The sequence below is a fragment of the Candidatus Parcubacteria bacterium genome, from assembly GCA_023131895.1.
Lineage (GTDB): Bacteria > Patescibacteriota > Minisyncoccia > Minisyncoccales > JAGMDC01 > JAGLYZ01.
Window position 1 is genome coordinate 89,011 of record JAGLYZ010000004.1, and the last position, 25,358, is coordinate 114,368.

General features: G+C 36.3%; 24 protein-coding genes and 3 tRNA genes. 25 read left to right on the top strand and 2 right to left on the bottom strand.

Going from position 1 to position 25,358, the window contains the following annotated elements:
* Positions 1–19: 19 nt before the first annotated feature.
* Complete coding sequence (locus tag KAT95_03540) at positions 20–478, bottom strand: hypothetical protein (GenBank protein ID MCK4520898.1); 459 nt, start codon at positions 476–478, stop codon at positions 20–22.
* A gap of 189 nt (positions 479–667) precedes the next feature.
* Here KAT95_03540 and KAT95_03545 point away from each other — a divergent pair, with 189 nt between their 5' ends.
* From KAT95_03545 to KAT95_03620, 16 genes are all read left to right on the top strand, one after another.
* Positions 668–961 (top strand): co-chaperone GroES, encoded by a 294-nt coding sequence (locus KAT95_03545; GenBank protein MCK4520899.1) that lies wholly within the window; start codon positions 668–670, stop codon positions 959–961.
* Between the two features lie 179 nt (positions 962–1,140).
* A complete protein-coding gene (gene groL / locus KAT95_03550; protein MCK4520900.1) occupies positions 1,141–2,781 on the top strand; it encodes a chaperonin GroEL in 1,641 nt (546 codons plus the stop codon).
* A gap of 335 nt (positions 2,782–3,116) precedes the next feature.
* Positions 3,117–3,674, top strand: coding sequence for a LemA family protein (locus KAT95_03555; GenBank protein MCK4520901.1), 558 nt, complete (start codon positions 3,117–3,119; stop codon positions 3,672–3,674).
* Positions 3,675–3,727: 53 nt separating this feature from the next.
* On the top strand, positions 3,728–4,576 hold the full coding sequence (locus KAT95_03560; GenBank protein ID MCK4520902.1) for a M48 family metallopeptidase: 849 nt from the start codon (positions 3,728–3,730) through the stop codon (positions 4,574–4,576).
* 37 nt (positions 4,577–4,613) lie between these two features.
* Entirely contained in the window at positions 4,614–5,114 is a 501-nt protein-coding gene (locus KAT95_03565) for a PH domain-containing protein (GenBank protein MCK4520903.1), read from the top strand.
* A 65-nt stretch (positions 5,115–5,179) separates the two neighbouring features.
* Positions 5,180–5,395 (top strand): hypothetical protein, encoded by a 216-nt coding sequence (locus KAT95_03570; protein ID MCK4520904.1) that lies wholly within the window; start codon positions 5,180–5,182, stop codon positions 5,393–5,395.
* Positions 5,396–5,408: 13 nt separating this feature from the next.
* Positions 5,409–5,675: a type II toxin-antitoxin system mRNA interferase toxin, RelE/StbE family gene (locus KAT95_03575; protein MCK4520905.1), complete on the top strand. Its 267-nt coding sequence runs from the start codon at positions 5,409–5,411 to the stop codon at positions 5,673–5,675.
* 5 nt (positions 5,676–5,680) lie between these two features.
* Positions 5,681–5,764, top strand: a tRNA-Ser gene (locus KAT95_03580).
* A gap of 28 nt (positions 5,765–5,792) precedes the next feature.
* Positions 5,793–5,879, top strand: a tRNA-Ser gene (locus KAT95_03585).
* 1 nt (position 5,880) lies between these two features.
* Positions 5,881–6,387 (top strand): NUDIX domain-containing protein, encoded by a 507-nt coding sequence (locus KAT95_03590; protein ID MCK4520906.1) that lies wholly within the window; start codon positions 5,881–5,883, stop codon positions 6,385–6,387.
* 46 nt (positions 6,388–6,433) lie between these two features.
* Entirely contained in the window at positions 6,434–7,306 is an 873-nt protein-coding gene (locus KAT95_03595; protein MCK4520907.1) for a mechanosensitive ion channel family protein, read from the top strand.
* Positions 7,307–7,309: 3 nt separating this feature from the next.
* Positions 7,310–9,058: a DNA primase gene (locus KAT95_03600; protein ID MCK4520908.1), complete on the top strand. Its 1,749-nt coding sequence runs from the start codon at positions 7,310–7,312 to the stop codon at positions 9,056–9,058.
* 1 nt (position 9,059) lies between these two features.
* Positions 9,060–10,301, top strand: a complete 1,242-nt coding sequence (locus KAT95_03605) for a sigma-70 family RNA polymerase sigma factor (GenBank protein MCK4520909.1) — start codon at positions 9,060–9,062, stop codon at positions 10,299–10,301.
* A gap of 48 nt (positions 10,302–10,349) precedes the next feature.
* A tRNA-Asn gene (locus KAT95_03610) sits at positions 10,350–10,421 on the top strand.
* Between the two features lie 196 nt (positions 10,422–10,617).
* Entirely contained in the window at positions 10,618–10,839 is a 222-nt protein-coding gene (locus tag KAT95_03615) for a helix-turn-helix transcriptional regulator (GenBank protein ID MCK4520910.1), read from the top strand.
* A gap of 6 nt (positions 10,840–10,845) precedes the next feature.
* On the top strand, positions 10,846–11,409 hold the full coding sequence (locus KAT95_03620; GenBank protein ID MCK4520911.1) for a Bsp6I family type II restriction endonuclease: 564 nt from the start codon (positions 10,846–10,848) through the stop codon (positions 11,407–11,409).
* A gap of 3 nt (positions 11,410–11,412) precedes the next feature.
* Here the strand turns inward: KAT95_03620 and KAT95_03625 are convergent, their stop codons facing one another.
* On the bottom strand, positions 11,413–12,462 hold the full coding sequence (locus KAT95_03625) for a DNA cytosine methyltransferase (GenBank protein ID MCK4520912.1): 1,050 nt from the start codon (positions 12,460–12,462) through the stop codon (positions 11,413–11,415).
* 623 nt (positions 12,463–13,085) lie between these two features.
* On the opposite strand from KAT95_03625, the gene KAT95_03630 reads away from it, so the two are divergent.
* The 9 genes from KAT95_03630 to KAT95_03670 all read left to right on the top strand — a co-directional run bounded on the left by KAT95_03630 (position 13,086) and on the right by KAT95_03670 (position 25,319).
* The gene (locus KAT95_03630; protein ID MCK4520913.1) at positions 13,086–13,499 is read left to right on the top strand and encodes a very short patch repair endonuclease; all 414 of its coding nucleotides are present in this window, start codon (positions 13,086–13,088) and stop codon (positions 13,497–13,499) included.
* A gap of 435 nt (positions 13,500–13,934) precedes the next feature.
* Positions 13,935–16,526: a hypothetical protein gene (locus KAT95_03635; GenBank protein MCK4520914.1), complete on the top strand. Its 2,592-nt coding sequence runs from the start codon at positions 13,935–13,937 to the stop codon at positions 16,524–16,526.
* Positions 16,527–16,863: 337 nt separating this feature from the next.
* On the top strand, positions 16,864–17,301 hold the full coding sequence (locus KAT95_03640; protein MCK4520915.1) for a hypothetical protein: 438 nt from the start codon (positions 16,864–16,866) through the stop codon (positions 17,299–17,301).
* 323 nt (positions 17,302–17,624) lie between these two features.
* Positions 17,625–18,191, top strand: a complete 567-nt coding sequence (locus KAT95_03645) for an NYN domain-containing protein (protein MCK4520916.1) — start codon at positions 17,625–17,627, stop codon at positions 18,189–18,191.
* A gap of 299 nt (positions 18,192–18,490) precedes the next feature.
* Positions 18,491–18,742: a hypothetical protein gene (locus tag KAT95_03650; GenBank protein MCK4520917.1), complete on the top strand. Its 252-nt coding sequence runs from the start codon at positions 18,491–18,493 to the stop codon at positions 18,740–18,742.
* A 627-nt stretch (positions 18,743–19,369) separates the two neighbouring features.
* Positions 19,370–19,972, top strand: a complete 603-nt coding sequence (locus KAT95_03655; GenBank protein MCK4520918.1) for a hypothetical protein — start codon at positions 19,370–19,372, stop codon at positions 19,970–19,972.
* Positions 19,973–20,199: 227 nt separating this feature from the next.
* Positions 20,200–22,929: a UPF0182 family protein gene (locus KAT95_03660; protein ID MCK4520919.1), complete on the top strand. Its 2,730-nt coding sequence runs from the start codon at positions 20,200–20,202 to the stop codon at positions 22,927–22,929.
* Positions 22,930–22,989: 60 nt separating this feature from the next.
* Positions 22,990–24,189 carry an ATP-dependent DNA helicase RecQ gene (locus KAT95_03665; protein ID MCK4520920.1) on the top strand — a complete coding sequence of 400 codons (1,200 nt, stop codon included), beginning with the start codon at positions 22,990–22,992 and terminating at the stop codon, positions 24,187–24,189.
* Between the two features lie 68 nt (positions 24,190–24,257).
* The gene (locus tag KAT95_03670; GenBank protein ID MCK4520921.1) at positions 24,258–25,319 is read left to right on the top strand and encodes a Fic family protein; all 1,062 of its coding nucleotides are present in this window, start codon (positions 24,258–24,260) and stop codon (positions 25,317–25,319) included.
* Positions 25,320–25,358: the final 39 nt, after the last annotated feature.

Here is a 25,358-nt window from a genome sequence, read left to right on the forward strand (position 1 = left end):
CAAAGAAAAGGTGCGGGATTTATCCGGCTATTTCTATTGAATCTATGTAATATTTGTCTAATGTTAGAATTTTAGTTATAGTGATTATTTCAACTATTTCATAGCCCTCGTTTTCTTCTTGAATTTTTACAGAAGACCTGTAGGCTTTGTCGCTTATTTTTTCAGTTTTTAATATTTCAAAACTTTTGAAATTATTTATAAGCAGGAATTTTCCCTGGTTTTTTTGCTCAACTGCATTTTCTGTAAGATAAACCATGGCTTGATTTTCATTTTTTTCAATTCTATACTGCATAAACTGGTCCACTAAATTTTCTGCCGAGCCTTGTTCTATTGTTTCTTTAAGAGAAGGAATTTCTTTTTCTGATATTTTATGGTACTGCCAGCTTAGAATTGCAATGCCTGAAAAAGCTACTAAAAAAGCGAAAATTAAAACAAACAAAGAGGAATTTTTTATTTTTTCTAATTTATTGCCTTCCATATTATATTAGAATATCACAATAATTATTTTCTGGCAATGTTGACAAAAATTTTGTTTTGTTTAAGATAGAGAAGTGATTACAACATCTTAACATTTTAACATTCAAACATCTTAACATTTCTGATTTTATCTTTTGTTAATATGTTAGCATGTTAGTATGCTTAAATGTTATTATGTTAAAATGATTTTATGACTATCCAGCCATTAACCGATCATATTCTTATTGAGCCGATGAAAAAGGAAGAAAAAACCAAGGCCGGTATTTTGCTTCCAGAAACAGCAGATAAAGAAAGTCCTGAACAAGGAAAGGTTATTGCTGTTGGTCCTGGCAAAAAAAACAATTCTGGCAATATAGTTCCCATAACAGGGATTAAGCCAGGAGACAGGGTTTTGTTTACAAAATACGGACCAAATGAAATAAAAATAGATGACAAAGAATATTTAATCGCTAAAGAAGAAGACATACTTGCAATTTTAGAATAAATTTATAGCTTCGAAAACCAGATTTTTTAAACTCTCACGGTTTGCTCGGATTTCCTTCTTTCCTCGTGCTTTACCCTAAAGGGCTCCGACGCGTTTCGGAAAGCAGAAAATCCTCGCCACCTTATTCTTATTCCTGCACATCAGAATTTAAAAAATTGGTTTTCTTAGCAAAAAAAAATATGAGTAAACAAATTTTTTACAGCGAGGATGCTCGCAAAAAGTTAAAGAACGGAGTGGACAAGTTAGCCAATGCCGTAAAAGTAACATTAGGACCTAAAGGACGTAATGTTGTTTTAGATAAAGGTTTTGGCGCTCCTACTATTACTAATGACGGAGTTACTATTGCCAAAGAGATTGAATTAGAGGATAAAGTTGAAAATTTAGGCGCAGAGATTGTAAAGGAAGTGGCAGAAAAAACCAATGATGTTGCTGGTGACGGAACAACTACTGCTGTTTTGCTTGCGCAAGCAGTTGTTTCTGAAGGCCTGAAAAATGTTTCAGCTGGAGCCAACCCATTGGCGGTCAGAAGAGGAATTGAGAAGGGGACTAAGGCAGTAATAGAAGAATTAAAAAAGATGGCAAAGCCGATTACTAATCGCCAGGAAATAGCGCAAGTAGCTGCTATTTCTGCTGAAGATCCTGAAATGGGCAACCTGATTGCTGAAGTGGTGGAGCAAGTTGGCAAGGACGGTGTTATTACTGTAGAGGAATCAAAAACCTTTGGTTTGCAAAAAGAAATTGTTAAGGGACTTCAATTTGATACTGGATATGTTTCTCCTTATATGATTACTGATACTGAAAGAATGGAGGCGAGCTATGAAGATCCATATATTCTGATTACTGACCGAAAGATTTCTGCTATGCAGGATATTGTTCCAATTTTAGAGAAATTGGCCCAGGCAGGCAAAAAAGAATTAGTGATTATTGCTGATGAAATTGAAGGCGAGGCATTGGCCACTCTGGTAGTTAATAAATTAAGAGGCGTTTTCAATACTTTAGCTGTGAAAGCGCCTGGCTTTGGAGACAGGAGAAAAGAAATACTTGAAGATCTTGCCGTGGTTACTGGCGGACGTGTGATTTCCGAAGAGATTGGCTTAAAACTTGATAAAACAGACATTAATATGCTTGGTCAGGCGAGGAAAGTGGTTGCCAGTAAAGAGAATACTACTATTATTGAAGGCAGAGGCAAGAAAGAGGAAATTGATGCCAGGGTTAATCAGATTAGAAACGAACTTAAAAATATTGGTTCTGATTTTGACAAAGAAAAGCTGGAAGAACGTTTGGCAAAGCTTTCTGGCGGCGTGGCTGTTATTAAAGTCGGTGCTGCTACCGAAGTTGAACAAAAAGCCAGACAGCATAAGGCAGAAGACGCTTTAGCCGCTACTCGGGCAGCAGTTGAAGCAGGCATTGTGCCTGGTGGAGGAGTAGCTCTTTTAAGGGCATCTGCAGTTTTAAAGAATTCAGATATTCAAGGCGATGAAAAAACAGGAGTTGATATTTTAATGCGGGCATTAAAAGAGCCGATTAAAATGATTGCCCAAAATGCTGGTTTAGACGGTTCTGTGGTGGCTGAAGAAGTAAGAAAAAAAGAAGGCGGTTTTGGATTCAATGCTCAAACAATGAAATATGAAGATTTACTGCAAACAGGAATTGTTGATCCAACTAAGGTTGTTCGTTCTGCTCTTCAGAACGCGACTTCTGCCGCTTCAATGTTTTTAACCACTGAATGCGTAGTGGCTGAAAAACCAGAAGAGAAAAAAGAAGGTGTTTGTCCGACTATGCCCGGCGGAATGGGAGGAATGCCTGGAATGGGATACTAGATAACCTGATTGAGTATTATTAATCCTCAATCAGGAATTTCTAATTTCTAATTTCTAAACAAATCCTCTGGCTTTGCCAAATTTGGCATGGCCAGATAATTTCTAAACAAATTCTAAAATTCCAAACAAAACCCAAATTACAAAAAAAACTCAAAAAACTCGGCATCGCCGAGTTTTTGGGTTATAACACATATACCACGGCCGTTGTATATGTGTTATGTTTTTAGTAATGTTATTAGCAAGATAACTCGCAGAGCGATTTTTTTTGACAAAAGGGTTAAATTTTAATATAATTAGCTAAGAAAGGTCGTAATTAACACCTAAAATTTAATACAATGACTACTATTCAAATAATTATTTTAATAGTCGCTGTCGGAATTACTCTTTGGCTGATTATCACTTATAATGGTTTGATTAAGTTGAGAACTAGGTCAAAAGAGGCATGGTCAGACATTGATGTTCAGTTAAAAAGAAGATATAATTTAATTCCTAATTTAGTTGAAACAGTTAAGGGATATGCAACGCATGAAAGGGAACTTTTTCAAAAGGTTACAGAAGCCAGAACTCAAGCAATGGGCGCTACTGGCATAAAAGAAAAAGGCCAAGCGGAAAATATGCTTAGCGATACCCTGAAATCACTTTTTGCTGTGGCTGAAAACTATCCGCAATTGCGCGCTTCAGAAAATTTTGTGGAATTACAAAGAGAACTGCGCGACACTGAAGACAAAATTCAGGCGTCTAGAAGATTTTACAACACCAATGTCCGCGATTTGAATATTAAGATTCAAAGTTTTCCTGTTAATCTTATCGCTAAAAAGTTCGGTTTTATCAAAATGGATTTCTTTGAGATAGAGGAAGCTGCTGCTCGCGAACCAGTGAAAGTGAATTTCTAATGCCAACATTATATACTCAAGCCGAATCAAATACTCGGAAAACTTGGCTGTTAATGACAGGATTTTTCATTTTTATCATAGCTGTTGGCTGGTTTTTTAGCTTTTTGCTGGATACCAGCATCATTTTAATAATCGCTGTTGCTTTAAGCGTCTTAATGAGTTTTGGGTCCTATTGGTATTCTGATAAGCTTGTTTTAAGAATGTGCCGTGCCAAGCCGATTGAAAAAAGAGATAATCCTGAACTTTTTCGCCTTGTAGAAAATCTTTGCATTACTGCCGGCCTTCCATTGCCTAAAATTTTTATAATTCAGGAATCCCAGCCAAATGCTTTTGCCACTGGCAGGGATGCTGAACATGCTGTTGTCGCAGTAACTGCAGGACTTTTAGAAAAATTGGAAAGAGCAGAATTAGAAGGCGTGATTGCGCATGAACTTTCCCATATTGGAAATAAGGATATGCTTTTACAAACAGTGATTGTGGTTTTAGTTGGTGTTGTTGCAATGCTTTCAAATATGTTCTTGCGCATTACTTTTTGGGGCGGCGGACGGCGCGATTCCCAAGGTTCTAGCGGCGCAATCCTATTAGTCCTAGGAATTTTAGCAGCGATTTTAGCGCCTATTGCCGCTTCTTTAATACGGCTGTCAATTTCCAGAAAAAGGGAATTTTTGGCTGATGCCAGCGGCGCTTTGCTCACCCGTTATCCAGAAGGTTTGGCGCGTGCTTTGGAAAAGATTTCTGCTGACTCAAACCCTATGCGAACAGCTAATAATTCTACTGCTCATCTCTTTATCTCAAATCCTTTTAAGGGAGAGCAAAGAAAAAGCTGGTTTACTAAATTATTTATGACCCATCCGCCTATGGAGGAACGGATAGCAAACCTCCGCGGAATGAAAATAAAATAAAGGTCGTTTGATAATTAAAATTATAAAATTAAGAATTATGGAAAAATTAAATCCTAAAGTAGTTTGGATATTCTTTGTTCGATTTTTGTTTGCAGGATTGTTTATTGCTATTATTTTTTTCTGGATGTGGATTCCATTGATATTGGCAGGGGGAATACTATCCGGTAAAGTTTTTCTTTTTCCTGTTGCTGTTTTTATGTTCTATGTTCTTTTCTGCTATGCTTGGGCAAAGCTCACTTATCGTTTCTGGCTTTACGATATTACTGAAGACACGTTTAAAATGGAGCATGGAGTAATCTGGAAAAGATATGTTTCCATTCCTTATGAAAGAGTCCAAAATATTGATATTCATAGAGGAGTAATGGCTCGCATTTTTGGTTTAAGCGATTTACGAATTCAAACAGCTGGTTTTGGAGGCGCGCAGGGCAGATACGGCGCTTGGGCAGAAGGAAACCTGCCTGGCATTGAAAGAGAAAGAGCCGAACAGTTAAGAGAGGAAATAATTGCCAAAGTAAAAGGCAAAAAACAAGGATTGTAAAAAATGTCTTGACGTCGTTTTCAGGCATGCTATCATTAAATTGTAATACAATTTATTACAAAGTTATGAGAAGTATAATTAATATCTCATTGCCAAAAGATATGAATCAGGCAGTTGAAGATATAATAAAACAAAAAAAGTATGCTACTAAAAGTGAGTTTTTTCGAGATTTGATAAGAATGTGGATAGAGGGCAGAATTTTGCAGGAATTAGCAGAAAGCAGAAAAGAGCTTGCTTCTGGCAGAGGAAAAGTTTTAAAATCATTAAAGGATTTACGATAATCCTTGTTTTGATATGAAAATTTACTATTCCAGCAAGTTTGTTCGAGAGTACAAAAAACTGCCCATAGATGTTAAAAAAATAGCTGAAGAAAAAGAAAAAATTTTTCGAAAGAATCCTTTTAATCAAAGACTTAAAACCCACAAACTAAAAGGCGAGCTTAAGGGTTTTTTGTCTTTTTCTGTAAATCAAAAATACCGAATTATTTTTGAATTTGTAGATGCTGATATCATTTGGTTTCATTCTGTTGGAAACCATTCAATTTATAAACTATGGGATTAAGTTATGGAGGGGTGTCCGAGTGGTTTAAGGAGCGTGTTTGGAGAACACGTGGGCTTTTGCCCGCCAGGGTTCGAATCCCTGCCCCTCCGCATAAATTACACACACTAATTACAATTTGGTAGGTTGCGCCGAATTGGCTAAGGCACCAGTTTTGAAAACTGGCGGGTATTTATACCCTTGCAGGTTCGAGTCCTGCACCTACCGCATGGAAATTAAAAACAGAGAATTACATCGGATTACTTCTACAGCTATTATTCACAAAGATGGCAAATATTTAATTGCGCAACGGAGTTTAGATAAGAAAGCTTTTCCGGGTAAGTGGGCGGTACCGGGCGGAGGGTTAGAAGTAGATGATTATATAAACACTCCTAAAACAACTCATGACCACTGGTATTTCGCAATAGAGAAATCTTTAAGAAGAGAAATAAAAGAGGAGGTAAATTTGGAAGTTGGAATACTAAAATATCTTTTAGATATGGCTGTTATTTTGCCTAATCTTGTGCCAGTTATAATTTTGAGCTATTATTGTGATTATAAATCTGGAGATGTAAAATTGAATGAGGAGAATATTGATTACAAATGGGTAAATTATGAAGAAGCAAAAAATTATGATTTGGTTGAGGGTCTTTTGGAAGAAATAGAAATGGTTGATAAAATTCTCAAAGGAGCAGACCCGGATAAATTACAATACCATTACAGAAACAACAATTAACCGCGAATATATCCTGTAATACACAGGATATAATCGCTAAAGATTTATGGATATTCAAAATATAGATTTTCAAAGCATTATTCATAATATAGTTCCTTGGTTTTTTTCTCATGGCTTAAAGATTGTTATAATCCTGATTATTGCTTCTATTATTATCCGCTTTGGCAGTATTTTTATTGAAAAGGCAATTAGAAAGTTAATTAAACCTGAACAAGTGTCTAAAGATCCTGGCGCAGAAAAGAAAAGAGAAGATACTTTGATTAAAATTTTTAACAGCACTTTTAAGGTCCTGGTTTGGGCAATAGCTGTTTTAATGATCCTGCCTGAATTAGGCATAGATATCAGCGGAATATTCCTTGGTGCTGGAATTATTGGCGTGGCTGTAGGTTTTGGCGCGCAGTATGTTATTAGAGATTTTTTAGCAGGTCTTTTTATTATGCTTGAAAATCAGTATAGGGTAGGAGATGTAATACAAATCGCGGGTATTGGCGGAAAAGTAGAGGATATTACTTTGAGAAAAACAGTTCTTAGGGATATTGACGGCGTGGTTCACCATGTTCCTAACGGAGAAATTAAAGTGGCTTCCAATAAATCACAAGAATTTTCCAGAGTTCATCTTAAAATTGGAGTAGCTTATAAAGAGGATATTGATCATGTTTCCCAGGTTTTAAACATGGTTTGTAAAGAGATTGCTGAAGACACAAAGTGGAAGGATTCTATTATTAAAGATCCAGAGGTGGTTGGCATAGACGAGTTTGCTGATTCAGCCATTATTATAAAGGTTTTAGGTGAAACAATGCCTTTGAAACAGTGGGAGATTGGCAGGGAATTAAGAAGAAGAATCAAGATTGCTTTTGACAAGGAAGGCATTGAAATCCCTTTTCCGCAAGTTTCTGTCTGGCAAAGAAAAGAAGAATAAAAAATGTTCAATTTTCCAATAGAAGAAATTAAAAATCGTTTGGATATTGTTGAAATAATCGGCAGTTATATCAAGCTTCAAAAAACCGGGATTAACTACCGAGCTATTTGTCCTTTTCATTCGGAAAAAAGGCCTTCTTTTTTTGTTTCTCCTTCAAGACAAATGTGGCATTGTTTTGGGTCCTGTTCTGAAGGCGGAGATATTTTCAAATTCATAATGAAAATAGAAGGGGTAGAATTTCCAGAAGCGCTTGAAATTTTAGCCAAAAGAGCAGGCGTGGAATTAAAAAAAATAAGTCCAAAAGCAAGAACAGAGAGGCAGCGGCTTTATGAAATATGCGAGCTGGCAGCCAGTTTTTTCAGCAAGCAGATAGAGTCAAAAACAGGCCATGAGGCAAAGAAATATCTTTTAAATAGAGGGATTTCAGAGGAATCAATAAAAAAATGGCGAATTGGTTATGCGCCTGATGTTTGGCAGGGGCTTTCTGATTTTTTGGTCTCTCGCGGCTATAAAAGAGAAGAAATATTAAAAGTAGGATTAGCTGTCACAAAAGAAGGAGATAATACTAAAACGTATGATCGGTTCAGGAGCAGAATAATGTTTCCTATTTTTGACCTAAGTTCCCAACCAGTTGGCTTTACAGGAAGAATATTCGGTGGCTCAAAAGAAGTTGCCAAATATGTTAATACCCCCAATACTCTGTTATATGATAAAAGTCGGATTCTTTATGGATTAGATAAAGCAAAAATGGCTGTCAGAAAAGAAGATAAATGTATTTTAGTTGAGGGGCAAACAGATGTGATTATGTCCCATCAGGCAGGCGTAGAAGGAGTGGTGGCTACTTCTGGAACAGCTCTGACTCCTTTTCAAATAGCTATTTTAAAAAGATATTCTGAAAACATAGTTACTGCTTTTGACATGGATATTGCTGGTGATTCAGCTACTAAAAGGGGCATTGATTTAGCCCAGGGACAAGGATTTAATATAAAAGTAATAGTAATGCCAGAAGGGAAAGACCCGGCTGATATTGTTTCTGGAAATCCGGAAAAATGGAAGGAATTAACAAACAAAACAAAGTCCATAATGGAATTCTATTTTGACACTACTTTCAGCAGGCATGATTCTAAAACAGCTGAAGGCAAGAAGGAAATTTCCAAGATTCTTTTGCCCAAAATTAAGAAAATTCCCAATAAAATTGAACAAGCGCATTGGATTCAGCAATTAGCCAAAAGTATAGAAATTAAAGAGGATGATATCCATGTTGAATTAAAAAAGGAGAAAGAAGAAAGGCCGGATTATTTTTCAGGAGAAATAAAAAAAGAGAATCCTGTTTTGAAAACAAAAAAGCAGCTTTTAGAAGAAAGAATTCTCTCTTTGATTCTAAAATCGCCAGAGCATCTTTCTCTTGTTTGCAAAGGAGATTATACTTCTTTTTTTTCAAGCCAAACAAAAGGAATTCTAAAGAGATTTAAGGCCAAGCCGGATTTTGTTAAAGAGCAGGATGTTTCTCCGGAACTTAAAGATTTTTTGAATTATCTTTGTTTCAAATCAGAAATAGGAGATGAACAAGTTGAACCAAAAGAAGAAATTAATGCTTGTTTAATGGAAATTTCTTTGTTAGAGTCAAAGAAAAAGCTAGATGAGCTCTCCAAAGCCATAAAAAAAGCAGAGCAGGAAAAGGATTTCGAAAAAGTAAAGTCTTTAACAAACCAGTTTCATAAGCTTTCCCAAGTATTAAATAATAAGAACTAAAATGATTAAACAGCCAAAAAAAATTAAAAAAGAGATAACAAAAAAAACTAAAAAGAAAACTAAGTTAGATAAAAAGCCGAAGCTGGTCAAAGCGAAAAAGAAAAAGCCTATATTAATTAAAGTAAAGAAGGCAAAGAAAATAAAGAAAGTAAAGCAAGTAAAGAAAATAGTCAGAAAACGCAAAATTATTACTCCGGAAAAAATTAATGAGTTGATTAAGCAAGGGAGTTCTCGCGGATTTATTACTTATTCTGAAATCTTGCATTCTTTTCCAAATATAGAAAATGATATAAACGGTTTAGAGGAACTTTATCAAACATTAGACGATAAAGGAATTGAAGTAAAGGAAGTAAGAGAATTTTTAGAGCCGATTAGTCCGGAAGAAAAAAAGAAAACTAAAAAAGTATTACAAGCGCCTATTGATCCAATTCAGATGTATTTAAAAGAAATAGGAAAAGTAGCTTTTTTAAATGCGGCTGAAGAAAAAGAATTAGCTCGTCAGATTGAACAGGATAATGATGAAGCAAGAAAGAAATTAGCTAAAGCTAATCTCCGTTTAGTAGTTTCTATTGCTAAAAGATATGTTGGCAGGAGCCCTAACTTAACTTTGCTTGATTTAATTCAGGAAGGCAATCTGGGCTTGTTCAAGGCAGTTGAGAAATTTGACTGGCGCAGAGGTTATAAATTTTCAACTTACGCTACTTGGTGGATAAGGCAGGCGATCACCAGGGCTTTAGCTGACCAGGCAAGAACGATTAGGATACCAGTGCATATGATAGAAACGCTTTCCAAATTTACAAAGATTAGGCGCCGGCTTTTGCAAGATTTAGGAAGAGAGCCGCTTCCAGAAGAAGTGGCAGCGGAAATGGGTGTTGAAGTTTCCAAGATTCATCACATAATGAGGATTTCCCAGGAAACAGTTTCTTTAGAAACACCAATAGGAGACGATGAGGACAACAGCATCCTGGCTGAATTTGTTGAAGATGAAAAAACTACGTCTCCTTCTTTGGAAGCAGCTCGGAAGCTTCTTCAAGAACGTCTAAAAGAAATTTTAACAGATTTAACCCCAAGAGAGCAGGAAATTTTATCTTTAAGATTTGGCTTAAGAGATGGTGTTACGCATACTCTTGAAGAAGTAGGCGAGGTTTTTGATGTCACTCGGGAAAGAATCCGCCAGATTGAAGCCCGAGCGCTTGAGAAAATTCGCGAACACGAAAAACTAAAAAAGCTAAAAGGCTATTAAAACTTGAAAAGTTATTCATTTTTAGGTAAACTCAAAACATAAACACATTCTGCGGTGGCGCAATGGTAGCGCGAGGGCCTGTTAAGCCTTAGGTTGCACGTTCGAGTCGTGCCCGCAGAGCAAACTTGAGCTCGGTTTGAGTGACCGAGTTGCCCAGCAATGAGCTGGGTTTTTGTTTTGCGACGCGCCGAAAAAATTTTAAATGTATTATCATTGCCTTGCCCTTACCATGCGCGGGCAAGGCATAGGAATTTTCTTTTATATTATATGACAATTTGGAATATAACGCAATGGAATATAATATGTAGATAGTAATATGTCTAAAGCGATTTACTCAAAAACCCATAAATATATTGTTGAACAACTGAAAAAAGCCCGCCAAGAGGCTGATTTAGATCAGGTGCAAGTCGCCAAACTGCTTGGAAAGACGCAATCGCATGTTTCTAAAATTGAATCCGGACAGAGGCGGATTGATATTGTCGCGTTGAAAGAATTTGCGAGGATCTATAAAAAACCTTTAGATTTTTTCATTAAGTAAAGACTTATGAAAATTAAAAAATACAAAACGAAAGTTTTCAGGAAAAATTGTATAATAGAACTAATGAGTTTTACAAAGGCGGATGGCCAAAAATGGAAAAAGCTTTTTGATATGTGGAAAAAGCTGAAGCTGGGCTTGCGGGATTATAAGTCGAGAGAGCCGAACTTTCCAGAAGGTCTTTCAGAAGTCGCTTTTTGCATCTATTCGGGATCAAAGAGATTTATCTCTTTACAGGGAAGTTCTCCTGCTTCGTTTGACACTTTTAACTTAGGTACGAACAAGGCAGAGCAAGTAAAGGCTTCTAGCGTTGAATCTGACCTTACTTCTTTCGGTCCGAAATCTACTTGGGATGATTTATATTTTTTGGATTTTTATAACGAAGGCAAATTGGATGGAACCTTCAATATTTATAAAATACCGTCGAAGTTGATTTACAATATGAAGGTCAATAAGAATCAAACATTTAAACAGCAACAAGCCCAAGATCGAAGGCCACGCTTCAGCATTACAAAAGGGATCATTAAACCAAAAAAATTGAAGCCCATGGCAACCGACGTAAAAGTTTGGTAACTTTTAATTTTCCATTGCTTTCATTATTTGTTTTGCTACAGCTTCGATAACTGGAACGCTTACCGAATTTCCAAATTGCTTATATAGGGCAGAATCTGAAATTTGGGGCAGTTTATAGTTTTCTGGGAAGCCTTGGACCCGAGCGCATTCTAAAGGGGTTAACTTCCTAATACCTTTCTTGTCTTTGATAATAGGCACATTGTGCCCTCCCATGCCCATATTTGCCGTGAGGGTCGGGCAGACACCGCTCTTATTTTCACGAACATATTGCCTGCGCCATTGATATACCTTTTCCTCTTCTTTCACAAATTTTTCCAACTTTTTATATAAAGGTTTTCCATTATAGTAATATTTTTCCGGGACGTTTTTCTCTAACAAATCAGTGATTTTTTTCGTTAACCTTACTGGATCTGGAAAAGAAAACTTATCGGCATAATCTTTATTTTTGAAACCCACAATATAGATTCGTTCTCGATTCTGCGGAATATCTCCGTAATTCATGCTGTTTAAAACCCTAGACTTTATATAATAGCCAAAACTCTTTAAGGTTTCTTCGATTATTCTAAAAGTTTTTCCTCCGTCGTGGCTTTTTAGATTTTTTACATTTTCAAGAAGAAAACCCTCTGGCTTGCGAACGTCAATAATTCGCGCAATATCAAAGAATAAATTTCCGCGTCCCTTTTTATCATTAAATCCCTGCCTATATCCGGCAATAGAAAACGCTTGGCAGGGGAAGCCGCCGAGCAAGAAGTCAAACCTTGGCAAATCATCTATACCGATATTTTTTATGTCTTCAACTATGAGTTTTGATTTTGAAAAGTTCAAATCGTAAGTAAACTTGCACTGTTTGTCAAAATCATTTGCAAAAACAGTATTAAATCCGGCTTTTTCAAAGCCGATGCGTATTCCTCCGATGCCCGCGAAAAGATCTATAGTTCTAAATCTGTGATTAGTCTTTTTTAAAATTTTTCCTTCAGGCTTGCTGGAAATATTACTTATCACTTGGACAACTACGCCTCTTACTTCGACCTCCTTTCTAAAAAGCGGAAGCATACTGGTATTTCTTGACTCAAGCCGGAATCTATTTTTCTCTCTATAAAGTTTTTTGAGAGTTGCTTCATTGTCATCAATAATCGCCACAACTGTTTGTCCGTTTTCCGCAATAGATTGTTTTTTAATTATCACAATATCGCCGTCAAAGATGCCCTCATTGATCATGCTGTCTCCGATAACGCGGAGGGCATAATAATTCTTTGAATTCTTGATAGCCGGATTCAGCACTGGAACAGTTTCCTGAAAATCCTCGATAGCTTCTATGGGTTGTCCAGCAGCTATTCTGCCCATAATGGGAATATCAATAATTATCCTTATTGCTTTTTTTAGAACAATCCCTCTGGCAGAATTTTCATTTTTTGAGAGATAGCCCTTTTCTTTTAGCGTATTTATATGTTCGTGCACTGTCGATACGGCCTTAAGTTTCAATTTTTTCCTCATTTCTTCAATAGTGGGGGAAATTCCGTTTTCCTGCCTATAAGCATTAATGAACTCAAAAACTTGTTTTTGCTTTTTTGTTAGTGTTTGCATATTGCATTAAAATTTATTTGCGCTACAATTTAATTATAACCGAATAAAAACCGAAAATCAAAGCGGTAGTTATCCACAGGGTATAAAAATAAATTATGGATGTTTTCACAAGAAAAAAAAGAAGTGAAATAATGTCGAAAATTCGTTCCGAAAATACAAAAGTTGAAAGGCTAGTTTTTTGCGAGCTTCGCAAGAGAGGAGTTTATTTTCAAAAACATTATAAGAAGGCGAAAGGAAAGCCGGATATAGCCTTACCAAGAAAAAAGAAGGCTGTATTCATTGACGGAGATTTTTGGCACGGACGAAATCTCTTGAAGCAAAGGAAAAGATTGCCAAAGAAGTACTGGTTGCCAAAAATAGAAAAAAATGTGAAAAACGATAGAAGAAACGGGTTATTATTAAAAAGAGCAGGATGGAAGATTTTGAGAGTTTGGGAGAAAGAAATAATTAAAAATCCCGAAAAAGAAATAGAGAAAATCAGTAATTTTTTACTGGAAAATAAATAGTATGGTCGACCCAAAACAAAAAATATCGGGAGAATTATTAAAATCAACGACCGATTGGCTTAAGGAGTCTTATTGAAAAACCGCCTTATGTGATATTCATTTTTGTTAGTCCTGTATTTTTGATAATCACTTTGATCTGGCAAAAGCATTTTGAACTATTTTTTATATTTTTTCTATATTCAGTAGTCGGAATTGTATTACGACACGCCGTAAAGGATTTTAGAGGAAGGATTCAAAAATCATACGAAAAACTACCCGAAAAGTTCAAAAAAATGAATTTATGGTTAACGGGTATTTATCAGTTAGTAAATCTTGTGCTTGTCATTATTTTAGTTATCATAATGATTTTATTTGCAATGAGGAAATTTTAAAAAATATGATAAATTAACAAAAAATTAAAGATAAAATCTCCGAAATCTGGGGAGAATAAACACTATGCCAACTACCGCAACGAAAAAATTAAAAGCTGATGACTATTTGCAAGAGTTTGCAAATCAATGTAACGAAGAGTGGCTTAAACTTCTTATTGGAAAAGTTATTTTGTTGCGTACAATTCCAGATAAAGCATTTTTAGACAACATATACGAGCAGTTCTTAATTGAGAATAAATTAAAAGAAAAGAAGTCTGAAGATGCTGATTTTTCTCCGCAGCCCGTGATTACTCGAGAGACAACGATGAAAGGTTTTAGCCTTCAAAGTTTGGAACACGAAAGTGGTGTGAATGCTCTTGAGCGTAACGCAATGATTCCTTTTCATCATAAATTGACAGTGATATATGGTAAGAACGCTAGTGGCAAGTCTGGGTTTGTACGCATACTCAAAAGAATTGCTGGTTCCAGAACACAAGAGGCGGTTTGGCAAAATATCCACAGCACAAAAAGTCAAAACTGTTGCGAGGCAAAGATAAAATATACAAATGGTATAATAGATAAATTATATCAATGGAATGGCGAAGGTAAAATTGCACCTTTTGATCAGATGGCAGTTTTCGATGGCAAGTGTATCCCACTTTATTTGAACAAGAGTCTTAATTTTTCTTACCAGCCTTATAATTTTGAACTGTTTCAAACACTTTCCAGTTCCTTCCAGGAACTACAAGAACGATTGGCGATCGACGTTCAAGAATTTGAGAACGATAAACCTCTGGTTGATGATATTTTTGACGAGGAAACTTCTATTGGAAAGTTTGTTGCGGGGATAACATCAAGCACAAAACTGGAAGACTTAAATAAGATTCCTATGTGGAACCAAAATACACGGAAGAATCTTGAGGAGAAAATAAAAGATAGAAGAAGATTACAAAACCTTGATCAACAGTTTGAATTACTGCATACACGGTATCAGAAACTCAAAACACTTGAAGATGTACTCGTACAAGTACAATCAGACTTATCAACAAAAACTATCAAAACTTATTTTGGTTTGGTTAAAAAATTCAACCAGTTTAAAAAAAAGATGACAGCCAAAAAAGGTAAGACCCTTGAAGATTATGATATATCAGAAATGGAATCGGACGAGTGGGAAAGATTCATTGATGCTGGTGAAGATTATATAACTATCGCCGAACACGAAAAATATCCAGATGGTAATGACCACTGTATATATTGCCAGCAAAAATTATCCAAGGGGACACAAAAACTTATTCAGCTTTACCGTAAACTTTTTCAAGAAGAAGAAATTGCCAACATTGAGGATATTGAAGCGGAATTAGATGAGGTTTTGGGTGACTTGGAAGATTCCTCTTTTGTTGATGATTTTCCATACGGGCAAAAAGAGTTTGAAAAATTTTTACAGAAAAAAACTATTGCTTCTGCATTCGTCGCATTGAGTTCTGCCGATAACCTAGCACAAAAACTTGCAATTTCTTTGAAAAATAAGAAGCCGTGGAAATTCCAACCAATAAAAACTTCTGGTATTATTGCCAGTATTCGCAAAGCACGGGTGAATGTTGAAACCGACATAAAAATTCTCGAAGAAATACAGCGAAATCTATTCCGTAAATCCCAGGAACTTGAACGTGAAATAGCCGAATTACAAGACATTCATAAGTTTTCAAAGCGACGACCGCAACTTGAAAAGTATATAAAGATTGAATGGTGGACAGCAAGAGCAACTTTCTTACAGGCAAATAAACTTAATACTAAACCAATCACCGATTTAGGTAAAAGAGCTTGGCGTGAGTTGGTTTCCGATTTCTTCAAAGAACATTTTCAAAATGAAGTATCCTCACTTGATGCACCAGAAGTGAATCTTGAATTTCGTGGCGAATATGTGTCACAAATGCGTGAGAAAAGTTTGGAAGGTTTAGGTGGAATCGACCAGTTTTTGAGCGAAGGTGAACAAAAAGCAGTTGCTCTTGCTGATTTCTTCGCGGAACTTTCGATACGGAATGAGCAAGCGCCAGTCATTTTTGATGACCCCGCTACTAGTTTTGACCACGACAGGAAAGAGCGGATTGCAAAAAGAATTGTTCACGAATCGGATGCACGGCAAATTATCGTTTTCACCCACGATCTTATGTTTGCAAGCTACCTTCACGATCAGGTTGAGAATAACGACGGTAATATCGATCCGCTTAAGGCTTCCTTTCACAATCTTTATTCAGAAACAAGCCGAGTAGGGATTGTAGCCGAGAACTATTATCCTGGCTCCGTGAAGTTCGAAGCTTATATGCAGGAAATAGAAGCGAAAATCGGTGAGCTCGAAATTATTACAGGCGAGGCACAGGCAGATGGTATTAGAAACGCTTACGGGAAACTGCGTAGGGCAATTGAAAAAGCTGTTGAAGAAAGAATCTTCGGCGGTGTAATAACGCGTTGGTGTGAGCAAATTAAGATGCATAATGCCACGCCTGCACGGACAAGTTTGAGTCGCGATAAATTGAATAAGGCAAAACAACTTCACGAAGAGTTCAGTAGGTATATTGAACCGCACAATCAGTCTAATGAAATGATACAGCACGCATCGCCAGACATTGCGCAGCTCAAAGTAGATATCCAACAGGTAAGAGACGTAGCCACGCGTTAAGCTTAAACTACAATTTGGAGCACAATAATTGTTTCATCTGTGATAAGGTAACTTCCGGATATTTGAACGCTTCCTCCCATTTTAAAGTTCTAAAATCGTTCGCCAGGGCGAGCAGAGTAGCGAAAACAGGGCTTTCAGCCCTGTTTTCTTATCCCACTGTCTGTTGGACGTCGCACGTCCAACTCCCACAATCTAAAGTTTTAAAATCGTTCGCCAGAGCGAGCTCGTAAAAAATCGCCAATCTGCCTTTCAATAGAAGCGGTTTTTTGTTTCTAGTGTTGACTTTTTTAGATAGTATGATACACTATTATTAGTTTTAGGAGGAAAAAAGAAGAAAATGACAAAAAGGCAGAGATGTCTGGATGAAGTTGAAAACAGGGGCGGTATTTCGCTTGAAGAACAACAAAGGAAGTATGAGCGGTCGTTTGCACCTTGGCCTTCTCCAATCCAAAAGAAGGAGGAGCCTGATGTAGTCGGTGAAGACACGCAATTCTTTTTCAAGACGTTAACAGCTACAAGCGTACATATTTCGTCTACCAGAACACTTTTAGAGCTTCAGAAGTGCTTAATTATCGCAAACGCTAATGAGTTCAAACTCCGTGACAATCCTACAAGTGTGGAGTTTGAAGATATTCTCTCTGACTTTCAAAAATGGGAGCTCAGGACGGAGGAACATTGGATTGGCGATAACGAAACCAAAGATAAGATGCGAGCTAAGCTGGCCAGTGTGATAAAACAAGCACGAACAAAATTTCGGGAACTTTCGTCAAAATAAAATAGAAAAAGTGGTGAGGTATATAAACCAATAACCACTATTTTTTTTATTTAAATTTTTACAAATAGATTTATTGTTTGTTCTGCTACAAACTTAAAAGTTTCTAATTCTTCCCTAATTTTTCTCCAGTCCACCGTTCTCTCAGCCGTAGCTTACGAGCGAGGCTAAATGCGTCTAATAAGGGGAGCCAATTAGAACAGTTTTCCACAGTTTAGGTATTGACAAAAAAATAATATAGAGTTAATATGTAATTACTATGATCACTACTCCTGCTTTCGGGCAAGGGTAGTTTTTTATTGTGGAGTGATTTATAATAAAACTATATGAATCAATTCAATAAAAGAGAAAGAGTTGCTATTTATATTGATGGTAATAATTTTTATAAATACCTGAAAGATAAAGAAATTAATTTTCCAAAAGGTGTAAAGTTTGATTTTAACAAATTTGTTGATTTTCTTGTTAAAGATAGAGAGTGTATTTCTAAAAGGTATTATGTGGGTATTGCCAAAAATTTAGATAACACAGAGAAAAGTAAACAAATTGTAAAAGGTCAACAAAAGTTTTTAGCTAAGATTGAAAATGATGGTTTTACAATAAAAAGAGGCAGAGTTATTTATGATAAGGGGAAAATAAGAGAAAAGGGTACAGATGTAAAGATTGCAATAGATTTGGTAATAGGCGCTGCGGATGATATTTATGATACAGCTATATTAATCAGTTCTGATACAGATTTAATACCTGCCCTGAAATATATAAAATATAAAGATAAGAAGCTGGAATATGTTGGATTTTCTCATGCTCCTTCTTTAGGTATGCAGAAATTTGCTGATTTATCTATTCTTTTATTAGTACAAGACATAGAGAGATTTAAAGAAAAGAGATTATTATAATTTATTCACTAAACAGATTCTAACAAAGTCCGTCCCTCGGAGCAAATTAAGTTAAAAAGGTCGCGACTATAATAAAAAATAAAAGATAAGAAAAAAAATGGGTATAGGGTGGGCAAACAAAAAACGGCGTGATAGAAAGTTAAAAAAAAGAGATATAAAGAAAAAGAAGAAAAGATAAATTAGTCGAGGCTAAACCTTGCCAAGTAGAACATCGCCAAATATGCGGTTTTTTGGTAGGATAAGAATACAGATAAAGATTAAAAGAGAGTTAATTAAGAATAGAAAATTATAATAAAATTATGCCAGAACTTTACATTATAATATCGATTGTTGTATTAGCCATCATTGCGATACTTGCAATTTATACAGGGAAAAGCAAGAGACCAAAGCGACTTTCTAAGCTCGCAATGTTTGCAATGTTGTTAGTGGTCTTCGGAATTATTTCTATAGCAACAGAGCAGGGCCGTTTAATAAGTTATTCATTTATGGGAGCTGGAATCTTGCTTGCTTCAATTGATATAATTAAGAATTTAAAAAGTAAACAGTCATAAGTATTTCAGATTTATCTTGTTAAACAGGTTCTAACATCGTCCGTCCCACGGAGCAGGCTAGTGAGAAGTTTGGGAGACCGAGCCGCCTATAATTTTTCGCCCGAGAGTTGTTGCCCTAGGTTTTTAATGTGTTAAAATATAATAAATAAAAAGGTCAAACCCTGAAAACTCTTTAAATTATGGGAAAAAGTAAAATAAAAACAAGGATAATATATAGAAGTTCAATAACTGGTAAATTTATTTCAAGAAAACAGGCTGAAAAAAAACCAAGAACTACCGAAAGGGAACGAGTAAAGATACGCAAGTAATAAATCTTTCTATATTATATAATCTAAAAATTATCCTACCTTGGGAGCGGAGCTCGCTTTTTAGCCCGAGGCGGTTGCCTCGGGCTTTTGTTGTGGTAAAATTAGATAATATGAAAGAGAAAATTTTATCATTTTTAAATAAAAAAATAGATTGGTGGATCGTAATTTTAATTTCTCTTCTTTTCGGTGCTTTAATTGTGTTATTGGAAGTTTTACTAATTTAAAGAATATAGTAGCACAAACACGATAAAAATGTTTAGAAAAATAATCCCTTTTGTTTATTAAAAATATGGAGATAAAAAAATGTAAGAAATGAAAAATGATTAAATACATAATTAAAGAATTAAAAGATCATATACCATTCACAATTTTTGGAGCAGTAACCGGAATAATTATTATGCTGTTTTTTTATAAAATTCCTTCTGAGCTTTCATATAATATTTTTTATGTTCTTCATCCAATCCATGTTCTTCTAAGTGCTATTGTAACAACAGCCATATATAAAATTCATAATAAAAAAGCTAACCCAATTTCTTTAATTTTGATTGGTTATGTTGGTTCAATTGGAATAGCAACTCTAAGTGATTCACTAATTCCTTATTTAGGAGAAGTTTTTCTTAACCTTCCAAATAGGGGTATTCATTTAGGTTTTATTGAGAAATGGTGGTTGGTAAATCCTCTTGCTTTTTTAGGAATTGCAATTGCTTATTTCGAGCCAAAAACTAAATTTCCTCATGCTGGCCATGTTTTATTAAGCACATGGGCGTCGCTTTTTCACATTATTATGGCTTTAGGAGTAACAGTTAATTTTATATTGATTATAATTATATTTGCATTTTTATTTATTGCAGTCTTAATACCTTGTTGTTTGAGTGATATAGTATTCCCACTTTTATTTATTAAAAGAAAAGAGTCTGGATAATAAAAATGGACATAAAAAAGGTTCCTGATAAAAAAGGTTCCTGACACCTTTTCCCCCCTGACACCTTTTCCCCCTTTTCACCCTTTTCCCCAATATTTTGACAAATGCGGCAATGCGGCATATTATTATAGTAGAGCAAGTATATAAATTATGACTTTCAGACATAATTCCTTCGTTCGGTTGAAATACAAAAATAAAATTTTTGTATTTCTCCCTCACTCGCAATTATGATTTCAAAACATATTATTTCTTATATTATTTACGGCTTAATATTGCTGGCTATTTTTATAGTGCCCAGCATTTTTCGGCTGATGACTGACTGGTACTGGTTTGAGGAAATTGGTTTTAGCAATATTTTTACCACCATTCTCGGAACCAAAATCTTTCTTGGATTAGGAATAGGCATTTTGAGCTTTTTTATTATCTACGGTAATCTTTGGTTAGTTAAGCGGCTTGTTGTGTCAAGGCCATTCGTTATCCATTCGCATCAAGGAGGCATACAGGGCGGAGTCGGTCAGATTAGAGAATTAAATTTAGAGAAATATGTTAATAAATTTATTTTGCCGATTTCGCTGTTATTCGGATTTTTGACCGGCCTGGTCGGGGCAGGCAAATGGGAAACAGTGCTTAAGTATTTTAACGCAGTGCCTTTTAATACGTTTGACCCAATATTTGGCCGCGATATTTCTTTTTATTTTTTTGATCTGCCGTTTATTCAGTTTTTACTCGGGCTGGGGTTTTGGATTATTATTATGTCTTTAATCAGCGCTGCTGTTCTTTACGCTTTACGTGGCGCCATTACCTTTAGAGGATTTTTATTAATAGAGAAAACTGCCAAGATTCATTTATCAATCCTAGTTGCTCTTTTGTTTATTTTAACAAGTTTTAAAATTTATGCTGTCAAAATACCCTCTTTGCTTTATAGCTTTACAGGACCGTTTACAGGCGCCAGCTTTACTGACATCCATGCTGTTTTGCCGTTTTTGAAAATACTCATTTTTGTTGCCGCAGCCGCTGCTGTACTGGTTGTGCTCAATATTTTTAAACAGGGCAACCGCTTTATTGTTTTAGCTGTCAGTATTTATGCCATAACTTTAATTTTGGGCGGCTTGGTGTATCCAGTAATTCTGCAGAGATTTGTGGTTTTGCCAAACGAGCTGGTTAAAGAAACTCCTTACATTAAACACAATATTGAGGCCACGCAAAAAGCTTTTATCCTGGATACGGTAACAGAGCGCGATTTAACAGGCGAAGCCTTGCTTACCATAGATGATATTAACAACAATCGTTCCACTATTAAAAATGTAAGGCTTTGGGACCGCGAACCCTTGCTTGATACTTTTGGCCAGCTTCAAGAAATCCGTACCTACTATGATTTTGTTTCCATTGACAATGACCGCTATCAGTTAAATGGCGATTTTCGCCAAGTTTTGCTCTCTCCTAGGGAGCTTAATTCCACAAGCCTGCCTCAACGTACTTTTATTAATGAGCGCCTTACTTTTACTCACGGTTTTGGACTTACTTTAAGCCCGGTTAATGAGGTGACCCCAGCGGGTTTGCCCGTGCTGTTTTTGAAAGATTTGCCGCCTTCTTCTGACATAGAATCGCTTTCAGTGAGCCGACCGGAAATATATTATGGAGAGCTGACCAACGACTGGGTCGTAGTCAACACCAAAGCAAAAGAGTTTAATTATCCCTCGGGCGAGGAAAATGTCTTTACAGAATATGAGGGAGCAGGCGGCGTAAAAATTGAATCAATTTTCCGCAAAGCGCTGTTTGCCCTAAAATTCGGGTCTCTGAAAATTCTTTTATCCAACGATATCACTGAAGATTCAAGAATAATGTATTACCGTAATATAGAAGAAAGAGTTAGGCGGGTTCTGCCTTTCTTGAGCCTGGACCACGATCCTTATATGGTCGTTACCAAAGAAGGCGAACTCAAATGGATTTATGACGCTTACGTCACTTCGGATCGTTATCCGTACGCTGAATTGGTCAAAGACGTGTTTAGTTCTTTTCCCGGAAAAAACATCAATTATATCAGAAATTCAGTTAAAGTGGTGATTGACGCTTATGACGGCAAAATGACGTTTTATATTGCGGACAAAGACGATCCAGTTATTAAAACCTATGCCAAGATTTTTAAAGATTCATTTTTGCCGCTTGACGAACTTAGTGATGATTTGAGAACTCACATCAGATATCCAGAGGATTTATTCGCCTATCAGACCGGACTTTACACGATTTATCATATGGATGAGGCGCAGATTTTTTATAACAAAGAAGATCAGTGGCAGATTCCGATTATTACAGGCGGAACGCAGGCTGACCCAATGATGAGACATATGATTATGAAACTGCCGGGCGAAGAGCAGGAAGAGTTCATCTTAATGATTCCTTTTACCCCGCGCGGTAAAGACAATCTCTCGGCATGGATGGTAGCGCGCAATGACGGGGAATTTTACGGCCAATTGGTGGTCTACCGTTTTCCCAAGCAAAAACTGGTCTTTGGTCCAAGGCAGATTACCAACCGTATTAACCAGGACGCGGATATTTCACGCCAAATTTCCCTTTGGGACCAGAGGGGTTCTGAAGTTATCAAAGGCAATCTGCTTGTTATCCCAATTGAAGAATCGCTTATTTACGTTCAGCCGATTTACCTGCGGGCTGAAGGCGGCAAGATACCAGAATTAAAAAGAGTAATTGTTGCTCACGAAAACCGCATTGCTATGGAAGAGACCTTGGATTTTGCCTTAGCCGACGTGTTTGGCGGCGCAATCTCTGCTGACCAGGAAGCAGTTAAATTCGCTCCAGTAAAACCTTCTGCGGGTTTGGATTTAATCCAGCAGGCAAAAGATTATTTTAACCGCGCTATGCAGGCTCAACGCAGCGGCAATTGGGCTTTGTACGGTGAACAAATGAAAAAACTTGAAGAGATATTAGACAGCGCGAAGTGATAAAGATTTAGAGCTAAAAAAAATCGCCAAGAAGGCGGTTTTTTGGTATGATGGAATATAATGAAAAAATTATTAAAGAGATATTTTGGTCACGAGAAATTCAGGCCTTTTCAGGAAGAAATTATAAACAATGTTTTAAAGCGGAAAGATTCCTTTATAATTCTGCCAACCGGAGGAGGGAAATCTCTTTGCTATCAATTTCCGGCTTTGAAATTCAAGGGATTGACATTGGTAATTTCTCCACTTATTTCCTTGATGAAGGATCAGGTTGATGCTTTGAAGTCCAATGGTATTGCGGCAGAATACATTAATTCATCGCTTTCTCCCAAAGAAATTTTCCAGATTCAAAAGCAATTATTAGAAAAAAAAATTAAAATTCTTTATGCGGCTCCGGAGCGGTTGGCATTGAAAAGTTTCCGCAGTTTTTTACAAACCATGAAGATGGATCTTATTGCTGTTGATGAGGCGCATTGTATTTCTGAATGGGGCCATGATTTTCGTCCGGATTACCGGAATCTTAAATTTATTAAAAAACAGTTTTCAGGAGTTCCTATTATTGCTCTCACGGCAACTGCCACGCCGGAAGTGCAGAAAGATATTATAAAACAGCTTTCTTTGGACAGGCCAAAAATAGCTGTTTCCAGTTTTGACAGAAAAAACCTAAGTTTTTTTGTTTTTAGAAAAAAAGGCAGTAGCACTTTTTCTAAGCTTCTACAACTCCTTGAGAAACATAAAAATGAGTCAGCAATTATTTATTGTTTTTCCAGAAAAGACACAGAGAATATTGCGGCCAATCTAAATATAGAAGGGTTTAACGCTCTGCCATATCATGCCGGCCTTAATAAAGATACTAGAAAACGCAACCAGGAAATGTTTATCCAAGACAAGGTTTCTATAATGGTTGCGACCATTGCCTTTGGTATGGGCATTGACAAGCCGAATATCCGTTTGGTTGTTCACTATACATTTCCCAAGACGCTTGAGGAATATTATCAACAGATTGGCCGGGCAGGAAGAGACGGGCTTCCCAGTGAATGCGTTTTATTTTATTCTTATGGAGATAAAATGAAGCATGAATATTTTCTTGAACAGATTAGTAATCTTGATGAGCGGAATCATATTCAGGGAAAAATAAATCAGATTGTAGAATATTGCGAATCCAGAGATTGCCGAAGAAGATTTTTACTTGGATATTTTGGGGAGGAGTTTTCCAAAGAAAATTGCGGCGCTTGTGATATTTGCTTAAGCCGCGTTTCTTAAATATTTTCATTTGATTTCTTTTTAGTAATTGGCTATAATTGGATATAGTTATTATATCCAATTAATTTATGACAAAAAACAAGCGATTTGACCAGCGGCTTGCTCAAATTCCAGCTGACATTTGGTCAAAAATAGCACAAATTGATGAATTAAAGGGACAGTGGATTGCCGGGGCGCGATTAAGCCCTCAAGTTTTGGGCCGTCTTAAGCGGTCAGTTTTAATTACTTCCACTGGTGCCTCTACTCGTATTGAGGGCGCTCGTCTTTCTGACGAGGATGTAGAAAAATTGATGCGCGGCATTGATATTCAAAAGTTCACTGATCGTGACAAGCAAGAAGTGAAAGGTTGTTTTGAGTTGCTTGAAAATATTTTTAACTCCTGGAAATCACTCAAGTTTTCAGAAAATTCTATCAAGCATTTTCACAAAGAGCTTCTTAAATATGTCAAAAAAGACGAGCTTCACAGAGGCGAATATAAAAAAGGGGAGAATAAAGTTGAAATGATAGATGCGGCTGGCAAGTCAATTGGAGTGCTTTTTGATACTACACCAGCCTATTTAACGCCTAAAGAAATGCAGGAATTAGTTGAGTGGACCCAACAAGCTCTTGCCAAGAAGAAATATCATCCGCTTTTTATTGTGGGTAGTTTTCTAGTTGAGTTTTTGCAAATTCATCCGTTTCAAGATGGCAATGGTCGGCTTTCTCGCATCCTTACAAATCTTCTTTTACTCAAAGAAGGGTATTTGTATATGCCTTATATTTCTCATGAGAAGTTAGTTGAAGATAATAAACCAGACTATTACATGGCATTGCGAAAAGGCCAGAAGACCTTTAAGACCAAGCACGAGAACATTATTCCGTGGCTGGATTTCTTTTTGTCTATTTTCCTTAAACAGTCACAGATGGCTGTTGAACTTTTATCTAAAGAAAATATAGAAAAACTTCTATCTAAAAAACAGTTGGCAGTATGGCAATATCTTCAGGAAGTAGACGAAACCACTACTGGCGAAATTATCAAAAAGACAAAGATTGCGCGGCCTACTGTAAAACAAGCTTTAGATAAACTTCTACGTCTCAAGAAGGTTGAACGCATTGGGCTTGGCAGAAGCACGAGATATAGAAAATTATAAAAACACTAAACAGGTTCTAATCCTTCAATCCTTTAGGCC

Coding starts and splice junctions, on each gene's coding strand:
- KAT95_03540 (MCK4520898.1), bottom strand. CDS start 478: ATGGAAGGCAATAAATTAGAAAAAATAAAAAATTCCTCTTTGTTTGTT.
- KAT95_03545 (MCK4520899.1), top strand. CDS start 668: ATGACTATCCAGCCATTAACCGATCATATTCTTATTGAGCCGATGAAA.
- groL (MCK4520900.1), top strand. CDS start 1,141: ATGAGTAAACAAATTTTTTACAGCGAGGATGCTCGCAAAAAGTTAAAG.
- KAT95_03555 (MCK4520901.1), top strand. CDS start 3,117: ATGACTACTATTCAAATAATTATTTTAATAGTCGCTGTCGGAATTACT.
- KAT95_03560 (MCK4520902.1), top strand. CDS start 3,728: ATGACAGGATTTTTCATTTTTATCATAGCTGTTGGCTGGTTTTTTAGC.
- KAT95_03565 (MCK4520903.1), top strand. CDS start 4,614: ATGGAAAAATTAAATCCTAAAGTAGTTTGGATATTCTTTGTTCGATTT.
- KAT95_03570 (MCK4520904.1), top strand. CDS start 5,180: ATGAGAAGTATAATTAATATCTCATTGCCAAAAGATATGAATCAGGCA.
- KAT95_03575 (MCK4520905.1), top strand. CDS start 5,409: ATGAAAATTTACTATTCCAGCAAGTTTGTTCGAGAGTACAAAAAACTG.
- KAT95_03590 (MCK4520906.1), top strand. CDS start 5,881: ATGGAAATTAAAAACAGAGAATTACATCGGATTACTTCTACAGCTATT.
- KAT95_03595 (MCK4520907.1), top strand. CDS start 6,434: ATGGATATTCAAAATATAGATTTTCAAAGCATTATTCATAATATAGTT.
- KAT95_03600 (MCK4520908.1), top strand. CDS start 7,310: ATGTTCAATTTTCCAATAGAAGAAATTAAAAATCGTTTGGATATTGTT.
- KAT95_03605 (MCK4520909.1), top strand. CDS start 9,060: ATGATTAAACAGCCAAAAAAAATTAAAAAAGAGATAACAAAAAAAACT.
- KAT95_03615 (MCK4520910.1), top strand. CDS start 10,618: ATGTCTAAAGCGATTTACTCAAAAACCCATAAATATATTGTTGAACAA.
- KAT95_03620 (MCK4520911.1), top strand. CDS start 10,846: ATGAAAATTAAAAAATACAAAACGAAAGTTTTCAGGAAAAATTGTATA.
- KAT95_03625 (MCK4520912.1), bottom strand. CDS start 12,462: ATGCTTCCGCTTTTTAGAAAGGAGGTCGAAGTAAGAGGCGTAGTTGTC.
- KAT95_03635 (MCK4520914.1), top strand. CDS start 13,935: ATGCCAACTACCGCAACGAAAAAATTAAAAGCTGATGACTATTTGCAA.
- KAT95_03640 (MCK4520915.1), top strand. CDS start 16,864: ATGACAAAAAGGCAGAGATGTCTGGATGAAGTTGAAAACAGGGGCGGT.
- KAT95_03645 (MCK4520916.1), top strand. CDS start 17,625: ATGAATCAATTCAATAAAAGAGAAAGAGTTGCTATTTATATTGATGGT.
- KAT95_03650 (MCK4520917.1), top strand. CDS start 18,491: ATGCCAGAACTTTACATTATAATATCGATTGTTGTATTAGCCATCATT.
- KAT95_03655 (MCK4520918.1), top strand. CDS start 19,370: ATGATTAAATACATAATTAAAGAATTAAAAGATCATATACCATTCACA.
- KAT95_03660 (MCK4520919.1), top strand. CDS start 20,200: ATGATTTCAAAACATATTATTTCTTATATTATTTACGGCTTAATATTG.
- KAT95_03665 (MCK4520920.1), top strand. CDS start 22,990: ATGAAAAAATTATTAAAGAGATATTTTGGTCACGAGAAATTCAGGCCT.
- KAT95_03670 (MCK4520921.1), top strand. CDS start 24,258: ATGACAAAAAACAAGCGATTTGACCAGCGGCTTGCTCAAATTCCAGCT.